Annotated in this window: 16 protein-coding genes and 2 pseudogenes; 11 read left to right on the forward strand and 7 right to left on the reverse strand. The window is 43.6% G+C overall.

The window, feature by feature from the left end; all coding sequences use genetic code 11:
- Window positions 1-12: 12 nt before the first annotated feature.
- The 4 genes and pseudogenes from CHA6605_RS19695 (at window position 13) to CHA6605_RS19710 (ending at window position 3,206) form a co-directional block, all read left to right on the forward strand.
- Window positions 13-711, forward strand: coding sequence for an FtsX-like permease family protein (locus CHA6605_RS19695; RefSeq protein WP_157260041.1), 699 nt, complete (start codon window positions 13-15; stop codon window positions 709-711).
- A 54-nt stretch (window positions 712-765) separates the two neighbouring features.
- Window positions 766-1,764, forward strand: a complete 999-nt coding sequence (locus CHA6605_RS19700) for a hypothetical protein (protein ID WP_015161151.1) — start codon at window positions 766-768, stop codon at window positions 1,762-1,764.
- 53 nt (window positions 1,765-1,817) lie between these two features.
- Window positions 1,818-2,069: pseudogene (locus CHA6605_RS19705) on the forward strand (ATP-binding cassette domain-containing protein); the annotation flags it as partial.
- 93 nt (window positions 2,070-2,162) lie between these two features.
- Window positions 2,163-3,206, forward strand: a pseudogene (locus CHA6605_RS19710) (IS630 family transposase).
- Here CHA6605_RS19710 and CHA6605_RS35160 read toward each other — a convergent pair.
- Window positions 3,111-3,362 carry a hypothetical protein gene (locus CHA6605_RS35160; RefSeq protein ID WP_198288599.1) on the reverse strand — a complete coding sequence of 84 codons (252 nt, stop codon included), beginning with the start codon at window positions 3,360-3,362 and terminating at the stop codon, window positions 3,111-3,113. The pseudogene CHA6605_RS19710 and the gene CHA6605_RS35160 sit on opposite strands and share 96 nt — an antisense overlap.
- A 700-nt stretch (window positions 3,363-4,062) precedes the next feature.
- Here CHA6605_RS35160 and CHA6605_RS19715 point away from each other — a divergent pair.
- Window positions 4,063-5,352 carry a glucose-1-phosphate adenylyltransferase gene (locus CHA6605_RS19715; protein WP_015161153.1) on the forward strand — a complete coding sequence of 430 codons (1,290 nt, stop codon included), beginning with the start codon at window positions 4,063-4,065 and terminating at the stop codon, window positions 5,350-5,352.
- A gap of 141 nt (window positions 5,353-5,493) precedes the next feature.
- Here the strand turns inward: CHA6605_RS19715 and CHA6605_RS19720 are convergent, their stop codons facing one another.
- Window positions 5,494-6,681 carry an NAD(P)/FAD-dependent oxidoreductase gene (locus tag CHA6605_RS19720; protein WP_015161154.1) on the reverse strand — a complete coding sequence of 396 codons (1,188 nt, stop codon included), beginning with the start codon at window positions 6,679-6,681 and terminating at the stop codon, window positions 5,494-5,496.
- A gap of 167 nt (window positions 6,682-6,848) precedes the next feature.
- Between CHA6605_RS19720 and CHA6605_RS19725 the strand changes: the two genes are divergently transcribed.
- Window positions 6,849-7,484: a Vat family streptogramin A O-acetyltransferase gene (locus CHA6605_RS19725; RefSeq protein ID WP_422678771.1), complete on the forward strand. Its 636-nt coding sequence runs from the start codon at window positions 6,849-6,851 to the stop codon at window positions 7,482-7,484.
- 251 nt (window positions 7,485-7,735) lie between these two features.
- Here the strand turns inward: CHA6605_RS19725 and CHA6605_RS19730 are convergent, their stop codons facing one another.
- The 3 genes from CHA6605_RS19730 to CHA6605_RS19740 form a co-directional block, all read right to left on the reverse strand.
- A complete protein-coding gene (locus tag CHA6605_RS19730) occupies window positions 7,736-8,872 on the reverse strand; it encodes an ISAs1 family transposase (RefSeq protein WP_015157748.1) in 1,137 nt (378 codons plus the stop codon).
- A gap of 205 nt (window positions 8,873-9,077) precedes the next feature.
- Window positions 9,078-9,773, reverse strand: coding sequence for a Coq4 family protein (locus CHA6605_RS19735; protein ID WP_015161156.1), 696 nt, complete (start codon window positions 9,771-9,773; stop codon window positions 9,078-9,080).
- 66 nt (window positions 9,774-9,839) lie between these two features.
- Window positions 9,840-10,130, reverse strand: coding sequence for a hypothetical protein (locus CHA6605_RS19740; RefSeq protein ID WP_015161157.1), 291 nt, complete (start codon window positions 10,128-10,130; stop codon window positions 9,840-9,842).
- A gap of 173 nt (window positions 10,131-10,303) precedes the next feature.
- Here CHA6605_RS19740 and CHA6605_RS19745 point away from each other — a divergent pair, with 173 nt between their 5' ends.
- From CHA6605_RS19745 to CHA6605_RS33080, 3 genes are all read left to right on the forward strand, one after another.
- Window positions 10,304-10,942 (forward strand): TetR/AcrR family transcriptional regulator, encoded by a 639-nt coding sequence (locus tag CHA6605_RS19745; protein WP_015161158.1) that lies wholly within the window; start codon window positions 10,304-10,306, stop codon window positions 10,940-10,942.
- A gap of 72 nt (window positions 10,943-11,014) precedes the next feature.
- Window positions 11,015-11,476: a YdeI/OmpD-associated family protein gene (locus CHA6605_RS19750; RefSeq protein WP_198288376.1), complete on the forward strand. Its 462-nt coding sequence runs from the start codon at window positions 11,015-11,017 to the stop codon at window positions 11,474-11,476.
- A 186-nt stretch (window positions 11,477-11,662) separates the two neighbouring features.
- Window positions 11,663-11,806: a YdeI/OmpD-associated family protein gene (locus tag CHA6605_RS33080; RefSeq protein WP_232432107.1), complete on the forward strand. Its 144-nt coding sequence runs from the start codon at window positions 11,663-11,665 to the stop codon at window positions 11,804-11,806.
- A gap of 14 nt (window positions 11,807-11,820) precedes the next feature.
- Here the strand turns inward: CHA6605_RS33080 and CHA6605_RS19755 are convergent, their stop codons facing one another.
- Window positions 11,821-12,657, reverse strand: a complete 837-nt coding sequence (locus tag CHA6605_RS19755; protein WP_015161159.1) for a hypothetical protein — start codon at window positions 12,655-12,657, stop codon at window positions 11,821-11,823.
- Window positions 12,658-12,716: 59 nt separating this feature from the next.
- Here CHA6605_RS19755 and CHA6605_RS34365 point away from each other — a divergent pair, with 59 nt between their 5' ends.
- Window positions 12,717-12,908, forward strand: a complete 192-nt coding sequence (locus CHA6605_RS34365) for a hypothetical protein (protein WP_157260042.1) — start codon at window positions 12,717-12,719, stop codon at window positions 12,906-12,908.
- Between the two features lie 36 nt (window positions 12,909-12,944).
- Window positions 12,945-13,559: an antibiotic biosynthesis monooxygenase family protein gene (locus CHA6605_RS19760; RefSeq protein ID WP_015161161.1), complete on the forward strand. Its 615-nt coding sequence runs from the start codon at window positions 12,945-12,947 to the stop codon at window positions 13,557-13,559.
- A gap of 61 nt (window positions 13,560-13,620) precedes the next feature.
- Here CHA6605_RS19760 and CHA6605_RS19765 read toward each other — a convergent pair whose 3' ends face one another.
- Window positions 13,621-14,088 (reverse strand): hypothetical protein, encoded by a 468-nt coding sequence (locus CHA6605_RS19765; RefSeq protein ID WP_015161162.1) that lies wholly within the window; start codon window positions 14,086-14,088, stop codon window positions 13,621-13,623.
- Window positions 14,089-14,215 lie beyond the last annotated feature (127 nt).

The raw sequence follows: 14,215 nt of genomic DNA on the forward strand, positions 1-14,215 counted from the left end.
ATTCCCGCAAAAATGGCAACTGAGTCAACTACTTCGGTGATGGTAAATAATCAGCGAATTGTCGTTAATGGGTTATTCAGTCTCGGTTGCTCCTTCTTTCTCAGTCAAGGAAATATCATTGCTAGCGATCGAACTTATGCCGAGATGTTTGGGGCAAGTTCGCTCGAACAAGTAACATTAGGCATCATTCACGTTAAACCTGGAACGAATCTCATCGCACTCCAACAAGGCATTGCCAAAGCTGTTCCTGGAGTTAAAGCACTCACACATCAAGAGCTACAAACCAGAGAATTAGCATTTCAAGATACCAATTCTAGCAGTACGATCTTTAACTTCGGCGCAGTGATGGGCTTTATCGTTGGTGTCGCGATCGTTTATCAAGTTCTCTACAGCGACGTCAGCGACCATTTATCAGAATACGCTACCCTGAAAGCGATCGGTTATTCCAATCGATTGCTGCTACTCGTCATTTTCCAGGAAGCATTATTCCTAGCAGTTTTAGGCTACATCCCTGCAGTTTTAGGCTACATCCCTGGATTTATCGCTACTTTAGGCATGTATCAACTATTGACAAATCTCACCAGATTAGAGCTAGTAATGACCGTGAATTTAGCCCTCACTGTATTTATTTTAACTTTAGCAATGTGTCTAATTTCTGCCGCGATCGCCTCTAATAAATTACGTGCGGCAGACCCGGCTGACGTCTTTTAAATAAGTGATTGAGTCGATCGATAATATCCAAATATCTAGCAATACTGTGATTTTATGTCCGATTCCGAACAAATTAGACCGTTATTTCTACCAGGTGGTGTCCTCTCGCCCGATGGTCAAATTGGCTATTTTACTAATAGCAATAATAGCATTGAGGCGATCGATCTTAATGATGGTAAAACACTCTGGACGAATGAAGTAGCATCTTATCCACTCATGGCCACTAGCAATTGGTTGGTAGCACAAAAGAGCATACCAGATCGAGTGAATGGATTTGAGATCGCCAAACTGGATTTAGAGCGATATGGTAGTTTGCTCTGGGTGTCAGCACCGATAGTTTTTCCCGACTGGGTATGCGTCTACAGGGATGCTACTTTAAATTTTCAAGTTCGTGCTACTACTGAGAATCTGTTTCTAGATTGGCAAGCTCAAAACTACTATCGAGGCGGAGCAGCACCACCACCAGATTTGTTGCGGCAAATCGATCGCCAAAGAGATCGCGGCACCGTGCAAATCGCTCTAAATTCAGGTGAGATAGAAATGCTACCTTCAGAAGCTACCACAGATGCCTCGATCGCCGAAGAGTTACCCCCTGGAGCTTGGATCGCAGGACAAAAGATCGTGCATTTAACCAGCGGTAATATTGAGGGACAACAAGGAGTACAACTGAGACTGCGCGACAGATCGGGAGATCGGAGCGGCTTCGATATTATCGAGCTGGGTAGAGGGAAAACTCTAGATTATCTGGTGACTCTCGATGGCTGCTACATATTGGTCTGTCCCGATGTATATGCCGATGTCGAACAACCCTGGTGGATTTTTGCGGCTGAAACCGGACAGCTTGTGACGACAGTAAAATACGATGTAGGCGATCGAGCGATGATGATTCGATCGATCTCGATTTTTAATTCTAAGATTTACTATCTTGTCGATCGACGCATCGATCCGCTCGCGCATCAAAGTTTATTGAGAGTACAAGATTTGAATTCTGGAAAATTATGCTGGGAATATGAGATCGAACCACCTCAAATCGCTCAACCAAATCTACCCTGACTTTCTTTAATGGCTCACAAATAATAGTGGGTAGTGGGTGTGAAATAAAGCCTATGCAACCAACAATCCAAATCGAAAATCTCCACCATAGTTTTGGTAAAGGAACCCTGAAAATTCCCGTTTTGAATGATATTAATCTCGAAATACATCCGGGGGAGATTACAATCCTGACTGGGCCTTCAGGGAGCGGCAAGACGACGCTACTGACCCTAATTGGAGCCTTACGATCGATGCAAACAGGCAGCCTCAAAGTCCTCGATCGCGAATTGCTTGGAGCCAAACAAGCCCAACTATACTCCGCACGGGCATAACTTACACTTCGAGCGAATGGAAGCGATCGCAAGATCGGCACAGAAGTGATAGTCTAGAAAAGACAAGATAAAAGAGGATTTCAAGGGATGAGCGGTCTAAAATTTACTGAAGAAGATCGAAAAATATTAAATCATGAAAGATTTCATCATCCTCATCCCAGAGTTCAGTTGAAGATGGAAGTACTGTGGCTTAAAAGTCAAAACTTACCTTTAAAGCTAATTTGTAAGCTAGCTGATATTTCTCCAAACACATTACGAACATATTGTGAGCAATATCAGAGTGGTGGAGTAGAAAGACTCAAAGAAATTAATTTTAACCAGCCCAAAAGTGAATTAGAATCACATAAAATGACCATCCGTCAATATTTAGAGTCGAATCCTCCAGCTAACATCAATCAAGCTGCACAGCAAATCGAAAAGCTCACTGGAATCAAACGGAGTCCGAGCCAGATTAGAAAATTTTTGAAGTCAATAGGAATGCGATGTTTAAAAGTTGGAGCTATTCCAGCCAAAGCAGATCCAGATGAACAGGAAGAATATAAAAGAGATAAGCTAGAACCTAGGCTAGAGGAGGCAAAGCGTGGAGAAAGGGCAGTCTTATTTGTCGATGCTGCTCACTTTGTTATGGGAGCTTTCTTGGGAATGATTTGGTGTTTTCAAAGGCTGTTTATTAAGTCACCTTCAGGGCGAAAACGGTTCAACGTACTCGGAGCGTTAAATGCTATTACCCATGAAGTTATCTTGGTTACTAATGACAGCTAGATCACGGCTATTCAGGTTTGTGAACTTCTCCACAAATTAAAAGAACTTAGCTTGAGCATTCCCATTACGCTAGTTTTAGACAATGCTCGATATCAGAAATGTCGAGTTGTTCAAGATTTAGCTAAATCATTGGAAATAGAACTACTATACTTACCAACTTATTCGCCTAATCTAAATTTGATTGAAAGACTCTGGAAGTTTGTCAAAAAGAAATGTTTGTACGGAAAGTATTACGAAGATTTTACTCAGTTTTCATCAGCCATCTCTGGATGTCTAAATGATGCTCATCTCCAACATAAAAAAGAGCTTGATTCCTTGCTGACACTCCGCTTTCAGCATTTTGATAAAGCTCAAATTATGACCGTGTGAAGTATAGTCGCCACCCGCAGCAACATCGGCTACATCTTCCAAGCCCACAACATCCCCAAAAGCCTCACCGCCTGGGAAAATGTGAGTATGTCTCTGAAACTGCACCCCGACATTAACTTGGGCGATCGAACAAACTAAAGGCGAGCGATTAACCAAGTAGGTAGGTACAGTTATTTTTAGATAGATAATGCCTAAAATATAGTTGGTGGGAAGTGCTCACTTTAATGGGACTAGTGGGACTACCCTCACCGATAACCTATCAAAAGCACTAATTCGTATCGCCAGAGGCGAGGCTCCGCCAACGCGTAGCGTCTCGTAGCGCAGCGTCTCCGAAAGGAGAAGAGAAGCGCGATCCGATCCTAACAGATCGATCCTTATGCAGGAGAGTCTGAGGGGCGGCATCCTACCACTCAGCGGGGGATCTGGGGGAAGCCGTCTTGTCTTGTCTTGTCTCGCATAATCCGGGAGGAAACCTCCCGGCTGCGAGCCGCTGACGCACACAACCTGGAGGGAACCTCCAGGTCGTTGGCGGAGCCTTCCCGAAGGGATCTGCGTCGCTGATGCGCTAAACCGTCGGGAGACCCGACGAGCGCGCATCGCTCCCCCAGATCCGGATTCTAATAGCACCAGTAGATACCGACTGAATACACCAAACAGCTAATGTAATTTGGGATAATGGGGATCGATCGAGGAAAGTAGTAGAAAATACCGATCGAACCAACCCGAATGTACCCAAGTTATCAGATGATAGAGGTGGTCTAGGTCGATCTTGTCAGGGCGATATTGGTGGAGATACCAGTTTTACTCCCAGTGATAACGATCGATCCTTGTGGGACCGTTATTTTAAGAGGTTATTGTGAAACAAGTTTTAGCGATCGTTTTAGGTGGTGGTGCAGGCACCAGGTTATATCCCCTCACCAAACTGCGGGCGAAACCTGCGGTGCCGTTGGCAGGTAAGTATCGGTTGATTGATATTCCAGTCAGTAACTGTATCAACTCCGAGATTTTTAAAATCTACGTACTCACCCAATTTAACTCCGCTTCTCTCAATCGGCACTTAGCACGCGCCTACAACTTTTCGGGATTTAGCGACGGATTTGTAGAAGTACTCGCGGCGCAACAAACAAAGGATAATCCCGACTGGTTCCAAGGGACAGCCGATGCAGTGCGTCAGTATTTATCGATCGTCGAAGAATGGGATGTCGAAGAAGTAGTGATCCTGTCGGGAGATCACCTCTATCGGATGGATTATCGGTTATTTGTCCAACGCCACCGCGATACCAATGCCGATATTACCCTATCGGTAGTCCCGATCGGCGAGAAAAATGCTTCGGAATTTGGCTTGATGAAAATCGATCCATCGGGACGCGTTGTCGAATTTAGCGAAAAGCCCAAAGGTGACGCGCTCAAGCACATGCGCGTAGATACCACCAAATTGGGTCTCAATGCCGAACAAGCTGCCGAGAAGCCTTATATTGCCTCGATGGGGATTTATGTATTTAAGAAGCAAGTCCTCGTAGATCTCCTCAAAAAATCGCTCGGACAAACCGATTTTGGGAAAGAAATCATTCCGGGTGCGGCGGCTACTCACAATATTCAAGCCTTCCTATTTGACGGATACTGGGAAGATATCGGAACGATCGAATCTTTCTATGATGCCAACCTCGCGCTCACCCAACAACCGACACCCCCATTTAGCTTTTACGACGAAAAGGCGCCGATTTATACCCGCTCGCGTTATCTCCCACCCACGAAATTATTAGATTCTCACATCACCGAATCGATGATCGGTGAAGGATGTATCATCAAACAATGTCGGATTCACCACTCAGTACTGGGCGTGCGATCGCGAGTGATGGATGGTTGCACGATCGAAGATTCGCTACTAATGGGTGCTGACTTTTACGAACCCGCACCAGAGCGCAAAACTCAAGCTGAGACTGGTGGCGTCCCGATCGGGATCGGTGCCAATACAACGATTCGGCGAGCCATCATCGATAAAAATGCTCGGATCGGCTCCGATGTGACGATCGTTAATAAAGAAGGTGTCGAAGAAGCCCAGCGCGAAGAACTAGGTTTCTACATTCGCAGCGGCATCGTCGTCGTCCTCAAAAATGCCACGATTCCAAATGGGATGACAATCTAGATTTAGGTGTTAGGTGTTAGGTGTTAGGCTTTAGGTGTTAGATGTTAGGTGTTAGGTGTTAGGTGCTCATTATTTAGAATAAAGCTTGCGTTCTAAAACCTAACAACCACTGCCTAAAGCCTAAAGCCTAAAGCCTATCCCCTAACTCAACATCTTCACCAACGGCTGCGTTAACCAATTCAACCCAACTTTGAGTTGGTGTTCGATGGTGGGGAGACGATAGAGATAGACAAGCCGCCGTGCGAGATAGGCCAGTGGGCCATCTAATTGAATTCCCATGCTAGATAAAGCTGCATTATCATCGCCCAAGGTCAGCATTTCACCGAGGTTGGTATAATGAAATGGCAGTAGCGGTCGATTGGTTAGGGACGACCACACATTCCACGCAACAAAATCAGATTGCTGGAAGGCTACTTGAGCATTAGTCGGAATCGCTACACCATGAGGAGCGAGGATCGCTGCGGCATCCCCTAATGCAAAGATGTCGGGATTTTCTGTTACTTGTAGCGTTTCGGTAACCGTAAGTTTACCCTCAGCATTCGCTGGTAGTCCGAATCGATCGATCGCCGGACTCACCTGATTGCCCACCGTCCACATCACGATTTCGACGGGGATAGTATCGGTCACACCCTTATAAATTAGCCCGATTGTATCGGCAGTAATCTCGGAAACATTAGTTTCTAAGTCTACCCAGATTCCCCGCCGTTCTAAGGCTTTGAGAGCGGCATTCCGGTTAAATTCGAGAGCGTTTGGTAAGATTGTATCTCGCGATTGAATCAGGCGAATACGTCCGCGTTCTTTGAGCCTGTCGGCGAGTTTGCAGGCTATTTCAACACCTGTATAACCAGCTCCGACGATCGCCACCCGAATGCGTTCGGCATTAGAAGCTTCTAATAAACGTAATTTTGTATCTAATTTGTAAGCATCTTCTAAAGAGCGAAAAGCGATCGCATGTTCGGCAACGCCAGGGACGCTATCGGCAGGAGTTTCGCTGCCTAGAGACAGTACCAATCGATCGTAAGCAATCTCGGTGTCATCTTCTAACCTGACAGTTTTTTGCTCTGAATCGATCTGTTTGACAGAGCCTTGCACGAAGCGAATATCTGTCCCTTTCAAGAGTTCGGCAAACGGCGGCGCGATCTCCCATCCTTGCATTTCCCCGGTAATTAGTTCGTAGAGCAGGGGCGTAAATACAAAGTTAGGATGACGATCGATCAGGGTAATTTCTGGCTTTTGTCCGGGTTCCCAAGCCAGTTGGTTCGCTCTTAAGGCAGTATACAAACCACCAAATCCCCCACCGAGGATACAGATACGCGTTACTGAAGTCATAAGTTAAGGGTAATTAGCGATCGACATGGAGTTTCTTCATTTACTGTAACAATTTTGCAGTCGTTCGGTTGGGTATAGGGCTAGATGCGCCCAACACAACAGTATCATTGTACTTCCCCAACCACTAGATGCGCCCTGCAATACATTTTGAAAGCTAGGAGCGATCGATCGTGACAGGAGCCAATCCCCAACATAAGCATCCAATGAAGGGATTTCCCCAAATTTGCTTCATTAAAAACACCGTATCGAATCCCAATATTATTATCGGCGACTATACATATTATGACGATCTAGAAGATTCAGAAAATTTTGAGCGCAACGTTCTTTATCATTATCCCTTTATCGGCGATCGCTTAATTATCGGAAAGTTTTGTGCTCTGGCAACAGGTATCAAATTCATTATGAATGGGGCGAATCATAAAATAGATGGGTTTTCAACTTATCCATTTCAAATCTTCGGCAATGGTTGGGAAAAAGTCATGCCGAGATCGGGAGAACTGCCGTATAAAGGAGATACGATCGTCGGTAATGATGTGTGGATTGGCTATGAAGCGACGATAATGCCAGGAGTAAAAATCGGCGATGGAGCGATTATTGCTGCCAAATCAGTCGTCGTGGGTGATGTTGCTCCCTACACGATCGTCGGTGGCCATCCAGCTAAATGTATTCGGCAACGTTTTGATGATGAGACGATCTCCACATTACTAGAAGTCGCTTGGTGGAATTGGGAAATCGATAAAATTACACGTAATCTAGAACAGATTGTCGCGGCAGATATTAATGCTTTAATAAATTGTGAATAGTAAAAAGAAAGTTACAGCTCTAAAATTTGAGGTAGGGGCAATTCATAAATCAGGGTGAACGCATCAAAATCGGGTGTAATTCGATCGATCAAAACTAGAATAGCTAACTCAATCGTACTTACTAACTAATTGCACTTATTACAATGCCAATTGAAACTAAAATCAAACATGAGATCCGATTAATTTAATTTAGTGTAGCAGAAAGCTCGACCAACTCATTAGTCAAGCCGAGATTAATTAGTGCAAATAAATTACAAAATAGCTTCTAAAAGTTCAGTTGAATATTCTTCGTCAAGTGTCGCCAAGAATCTCTTACTTCTAACACTTAACTTTCGACTTTTATTTTCACTAATTATGTTAACTGCTATATGTCGTAAAATCGCAAAATTAGCTGGAGCATTATCTTTCCTAATTCGACTATCATCTTCTTTAAAAGCAACATCAAGCACCCAGTGAAGAGAATTTTCTATCGACCAATGACTTCTAATTCCCTCTGCTAATTTTTGAGCATCGCTCTCTAGACTACTGATAAAATAACGAGTTTCTACACTCGTCTTTCCGCCGACAACTCGAACTGATTCTACCATGCCAATACTAGTTAACTTTTTCCATTTTTGCAGTGGATCTATTTGCTCCGCAACATCTGTTATCATTAAATAATTACGAATTTCTTCTCTACCTCTATTCATCTCTCTACTGTTGAAGCTACTCAGGTTGAGGTCTTTTCCCTGAGTTTCAATTGCTTGTTTAAATAGCTGCTTTACTTGTTTGTACAAGGTCGGTTGATTCTTTTTTACAGCAATTACATAATCTGCATCTTTTTCGACGATTTTTTTGACTATTTCTCTTTGACATCCCATTGCGTCGATGGTAACGATACATCCTGCTAAATCCAAGATTTGAATCAGTTCGGGAAGTGCTGTGATTTCATTAGATTTTCCTTCTACTTTCTTTTGACCTAATACTAATCTATTACTTGCAGCCCAGGCACTGACTGTATTAATTACACCTTGACCATTCTTTTCATCTCCTGAGTTTCGAGATTGTTTTCCATCAAAGGCAATTATTTCTCCTGCGGTTATTTTACTTATTCCTTTAATCCAACTCAGGAATGATTTATTAAATTCATCAGGATTAATTTGTGAAAATACTCTAGCAAATGTATCATGAGATGGGATTCCATTCGGTAGTTCTAGGAACTTTTCTAACCATTTTTTTCTGGCTATACCATACATTTCTATATCTATCCATCCGTCCGCCCCACATACTACAGCACAAATGGAGATCGTGATGATGTCGATTAGTTTATGTTTTTTTCCACGTTCAATCCTAATGTCTTCTATGTCGTCAAAGTGTTCTGCGATACTATGCTTAGGCTTCAGCTTCATTTTACATGATATTAGTTCCAAATCAACTTAACACAATTAATTAGCTAAAGCTATCGACGGGTATAGATTTCACATCTTTGATGAATCAAATTTACATCTAGTTTCTAAGTGTTTTTAATAATATAAGATTTAAGTGCGTTCACCCTGATTCATAAATTGCCCCTACCTCAAATTTCAGAGTTGCATTATGAAAATATTAACGATGCTAGATCGGTTGAATATTTAACTCCGCTTGCCATTGAGCCAATGGCTTATCCCATGCGTGTTCCCACTTTTGGGCGAATAATACCCCAGCCGTTTCGCCCATCTGCCATCCTTGCGCGATCGCATTAAGCAAGGATGGCAATACTTCAGGATATAACAAGGTACTAGACATCAAACTATTGGCAATCAGCATTGTGGCTAAGGGGTAGGGGAACTGCGCCAAATGAACTGCCTGCAAGCCAATTTCACCGCTCGGCGAAGTGTCGAATCCGGTAATGACATGCCAAATATCGTGAGTCTGACTCAGGCGCAGTTCTACATATTGAGCATCGGAGGCGGCACTCATCCCGATATGTAAATTGGGATCGAACCCCGATCCTTTGATGGCTGAAGCATAGATATAGCCTAGCGAATCTTGAGGATAGGTGAGAAGTTTATCGATGTCGTAGTTGGCGGGAATATAGCGATCGCGAATCAGTTCGGCGCAAGCCGGATTGCGCTTTAATTGCTGAGCCGCCAAGTCAAATGCGGGGGTTTCTAACAATGCATCGGACATCTCGCCTACCGTTTTCAGGCTGTTGTCGCCTACGAGCATGGCAATAAAAGACTTAAAAATCATTACCATTTGGAAATGGCTGTGTTGTGAATTTTTACGGTTAAAAGGTAAACCTGCATTGAAAGCATCCATTAATGTCATGACAAACATCTCCACAGAATTAAGCAGAATTTAAAAGAAATCGCGAGATTAACTAGCCGCATCTGTTTACCACAGCAAATTGTCGAGCAATGCGTACACATCGACGAAGTTAATTTTGCCGATCGCGCTGAGGTAGCGGTTTTGGGCGTGAGTTCGATCGATACCCGATTTAGTGAGCATGTTGAGTGGAGCGGTTACCAAGTCAATCCAGGGATGAAATTTATACCGCACCCATCGCCAGCCAATAGCGCAGCAATCGATCGGGCATTTGAGATTGGCACCAAGCCAGCCAAAGATGTCCCAACTCATGGCGATCTTCTCCTCCACAAATTCAGCTAAAATACGAGCATTAGTCATCTTTCTTTTAGGATACGAGTATTGCTCATATTTTGTCAAGAAAAAAGCGAGCAATCCTCGGATATATTTATAGGCTCGGTTGCGATCCCAATTTAAAAAACACTACCGACAGATGAATCGATCGACTTGATATATAGCAAGATTTTCCAGCCCGTAATCCAAAATGGTACAAAATGGCTACAAATTCAGCAAAATCGTCGGGAATGCGGCGACAACCACGACAGGTACGGAGTCAAGAGCGAGTGAGTCAGATCTTGGATGTGGCGGAACAGTTATTTATTGACAAGGGTTACAATGACACTACGACTAATGCGATCGCCGCTGGTGCCAAAGTACCCATCGGATCGCTGTATCAGTTTTTTCCCGATAAAGGCGCGATCGTCGGTGCATTAGCGATGCGTTACACCGATCGACTCCACCACCGTTTCATGGAGTTAGATCCCGCTGAAATGGCAAATTTGAGCTTGGCTGCCTATGTCGATCGGATTGTCGATACTACGGCACAATTTTTCGCCGATTATCCTGGCTACCATTCGATTTTCATGCAGGTACAAGGCACGATTCCCGAACTAGAAGCGATCGAAAATGCGGCTGATACGCAATTAATTGAAGATTTGGCAGCATCTTTGTCTCGCTATCATTCGGGTTTAGCTACTGCCGATTATGAGGCGATCGCGTTTACATTAGTCAAAGCGATCGGGACTTTATTATGGTTATCGCTCAGTCAAGAACAGATTTTCCAACAACGGTTAGTTACCGAAACTAAACGATTGATGCTGAGTTATTTACAAAGTTATTTTGCAATGGATTAAATCTAACTAGTTGGCGAAGCCTCGATCGTGTCGAGTCGAGTAGGTAAGTTCTTGATATTTAGCGAACTTAGTATGGAACTAAAAGATGGCATCAAAACTTTTTATGCCAAATCTAGAGCAGAATGGCGCGAATGGCTAGAAAATAATCATCAATCCGAACGTTCTGTTTGGCTGATTATTTATCGAAAGCAAAGTAATGTGCCGAGTATTTATTATCCCGAAGCAGTTGACGAAGCATTATGTTTTGGTTGGATCGATAGCACGCCAAACAAACGCGATGCTGAAAGTTATTATCAGTTTTTTGCCAAACGTAACCCAAAAAGTAATTGGAGCAAAGTTAATAAATTGAAGGTCGAAAAACTGCTCGCTGACAATCTCATGACAGCAGCAGGATTAGCATCGATCGAGCTAGCAAAACAGACAGGTACCTGGACGGCGTTGGACGAAGTAGAGAATATTACTATTCCCGCCGATCTCCAACTTGCATTTAAGAGGATGTCTGAAAAGTCTAATTGCTTCGTTTGCAGTGGGTAAATCCCCCTGTCTTGTCGCACACAAACGGGAGGGAACCTCCCGTTCGATGCGCCGCTAAATCCCCCTTAAAAAGGGGGACTAAGAGTCTGGTTCCCCCCTTTTTAAGGGGGGCTAGGGGGGATTTTCTAGGGTTTAAGCTTAACGGAATTGAGTTTTCAGACATCCTCTAACAATCATCCAACAGCCTTGGCTTATTGGGAAGGGTTTTCACGTTCTTCTAAGCGGGGGATTTTGGAATGGATTCTTAATGCCAAGAAACCAGAAACTCGCCAAAAGCGGATTGATGAAACGGTGAGATTGGCAAATGAAAATATTAAAGCCAATCATTAATCAAAATATTTAAACTATTTACGTCGATTTTTTTGGCGAGCTTTCTTTTCTTGTTTGCGCTTGGCTTTCTTTTTAGCGGCTACATTCTCGCTCCGTTTTGCTGCTGTCTTCGCATAATCATCGAAGAGACTGGCTTGTTCCCCAAGCATTCTGCTTCGATCCACACCAAGATAATTTTGTCTGGGAGTAGTTCGTGCTGGTATCAATCCAAATTCCACTCGAACGTCCTCCCAATCGCCGATGAAGGCAGGATCTACACGATCGGCAGCATAAGCTGCTTCAATAATTGGGACTGCTTCGATTGCCTTATAATCGGCAACTAAATACATGACAATATAACCGTTGATTTCTGGATCGTTATCCTCAAACTTCTCCAATTCGCTAACGAGTGCGGCGACACAACGATCGCGTTCTTCTGGATAGGCGACTGAAATCGGTAGTAAATAATGCAGCGCACAAGTCCGCGCATCGAAAGTGAGACTTTTGTCCTGAAGTAGTTCGATTAGTTGTGGAATAGCCATAGGACCGATCGCACCGAAAATATCGGGCATTTCTTCACAAAACCATTCAAACCAATCGGTATGCGCCCATTTCTTCACACCTAAAATTAATCCATCGATCGAGGCTGGTGTTTTTAATTGTCCGAGGGCAATGTAAGCATACAGATGCGGGAAACCTTCGTATGAATCATAATCTTCATAATATTTCTCGTCTAAAATAGTGGCAATCAGATCGGGAATCATCTCAGTGGTAATCCCTAATGCCAGTAGATCGTGTTTGGTAATATCGTCATAGGGAGCGTCGAGTTTGATGAATTGTTCGACGATGGCTGAATAGGCGGGATGAGTCATAAATGCGGTTCCTGATGTCAGATGTGCGGTTATCTACAGCCAATCGCAGGAGTGTAAGTATGACTTATCCAAATTGCCGCTCCTACGATCTTCACCATTATCGAGCTTCGATCGTTCGATCTCCGGCTACGTTTAGAAAGACTTCCATATTAGATACTGGTGCAAATGTATTTAGATCTCGCTCTCGATGGGCGATCTTGATGTGCATTTATAGTCGATCGCCGACAGTTTGTCTGAAAGTTTTGTGCTAGCATACGTCACAAAGTAGTAATTCTTTGAGGTGTCGAATGCCCATAATTAGTAAAGCAAATGGTTTGCTGGCTGAGTTTGCCATCTTCCCAGTGACACCTGAGAATCAAACAAGTTTGGTAGAACGTGCAATTGACAATATCCAATCTACGTTAAAGCACCAAGCTGGATTTGGATCTGGCTCGGTGCTGCGTAGCCGCGATGGGTTGCGCGTCACTAGCTATATTCAATGGATCGATTCAGCATCATATGTTGCCACCCAACCGCTCGCAAATTTTGACGTTCCCGACGTACATCTGTTTGAAATCTTTGCCTCCGAACCTAAAGACAGCCAGTTGCAGCTTGCACCGAAAATGAATGGACTCATTAACTTTGGCATCTTTAAGATGAAACAACCCGAATACCAGCCTCGATTCGTAGAATTGTTTGAATACGCACTGGAGATGGTATCGGGACAAACGGGGCTGATTTCTACGCACGCTCACCGCAGTCTCGATGGCTGGCGGTGCATCAATTTTGGTCACTGGCAATCGCTTGAAGATTTTACAGCAATGGATTCCAATCGTCCATTCTCCGCCATTTTTCAAGAAATGCTGGATCTGGCGAACAATGAGTATCAGAAGACATTGCATGAAGTAGTTTTTACCACATAATTAGTTACCATTGCCAGAGACGATCTATCGATTGTTAAACTTCCATTTAACATCGAAACTATCACATAAAGATATCTATATAATCTGTTTCGGTACCGCACGGACTTTGCATTTGTTGCAATCGCCAATATCTGCGATTATTGGTAATTTTAAATACCATGTCACCTTCTCGCTCGCAGGCTTGACCGTTGTTATTATCCTTGACTTTCGTAACAATTCTACCTCGAAAGGTAAACTCTTTTGCATCCACTCTGAGAATTTGACCGTCAATTGTCAGAAAGTCATCACCTTTGCTCTGCTTGCCTTTAATAAATAGCGTACCTCGCCGATCGACTACTCTAGCGTTACCAAAATCGCTCCAGTTGTCCCAACCAATCCACTGTAAGTTCAACTTGCGCTCGCCACGTAATTGCCTGAAAGCAATAGCATTATTAACGATCGTTCTTTGTGAAGGTTGTGGTTGTGCAGATAGCGCGATCGGATAAAGAGCGATCGACAAACCGATCGCCAATAGCGAAATGACTTTCATTAATGATAATGTGGGTAGTGAGAGTTAAATAATTGGCATAGCCTAATTGTCAAGACTTATTAGGATTGTTTTGGGTTCCCATTGAGTAAATATTTGGAAATATCCAACAAACACTCATAGTAGCTAT

It is taken from the genome of Chamaesiphon minutus PCC 6605 (assembly GCF_000317145.1).
Taxonomy (GTDB): domain Bacteria; phylum Cyanobacteriota; class Cyanobacteriia; order Cyanobacteriales; family Chamaesiphonaceae; genus Chamaesiphon; species Chamaesiphon minutus.

Bases quoted from the DNA above. Each gene is read 5' to 3' on its own strand.
- CHA6605_RS19760 (WP_015161161.1), top strand. From the start codon at position 12,945: ATGCCCATAATTAGTAAAGCAAATGGTTTGCTGGCTGAGTTTGCCATC.
- CHA6605_RS19700 (WP_015161151.1), top strand. From the start codon at position 766: ATGTCCGATTCCGAACAAATTAGACCGTTATTTCTACCAGGTGGTGTC.
- CHA6605_RS19735 (WP_015161156.1), bottom strand. From the start codon at position 9,773: ATGACATTAATGGATGCTTTCAATGCAGGTTTACCTTTTAACCGTAAA.
- CHA6605_RS19765 (WP_015161162.1), bottom strand. From the start codon at position 14,088: ATGAAAGTCATTTCGCTATTGGCGATCGGTTTGTCGATCGCTCTTTAT.
- CHA6605_RS19745 (WP_015161158.1), top strand. From the start codon at position 10,304: ATGGCTACAAATTCAGCAAAATCGTCGGGAATGCGGCGACAACCACGA.
- CHA6605_RS19730 (WP_015157748.1), bottom strand. From the start codon at position 8,872: ATGAAGCTGAAGCCTAAGCATAGTATCGCAGAACACTTTGACGACATA.
- CHA6605_RS34365 (WP_157260042.1), top strand. From the start codon at position 12,717: ATGACTTATCCAAATTGCCGCTCCTACGATCTTCACCATTATCGAGCT.
- CHA6605_RS19740 (WP_015161157.1), bottom strand. From the start codon at position 10,130: ATGACTAATGCTCGTATTTTAGCTGAATTTGTGGAGGAGAAGATCGCC.
- CHA6605_RS19720 (WP_015161154.1), bottom strand. From the start codon at position 6,681: ATGACTTCAGTAACGCGTATCTGTATCCTCGGTGGGGGATTTGGTGGT.
- CHA6605_RS19755 (WP_015161159.1), bottom strand. From the start codon at position 12,657: ATGACTCATCCCGCCTATTCAGCCATCGTCGAACAATTCATCAAACTC.
- CHA6605_RS19695 (WP_157260041.1), top strand. From the start codon at position 13: ATGGCAACTGAGTCAACTACTTCGGTGATGGTAAATAATCAGCGAATT.
- CHA6605_RS19750 (WP_198288376.1), top strand. From the start codon at position 11,015: ATGGAACTAAAAGATGGCATCAAAACTTTTTATGCCAAATCTAGAGCA.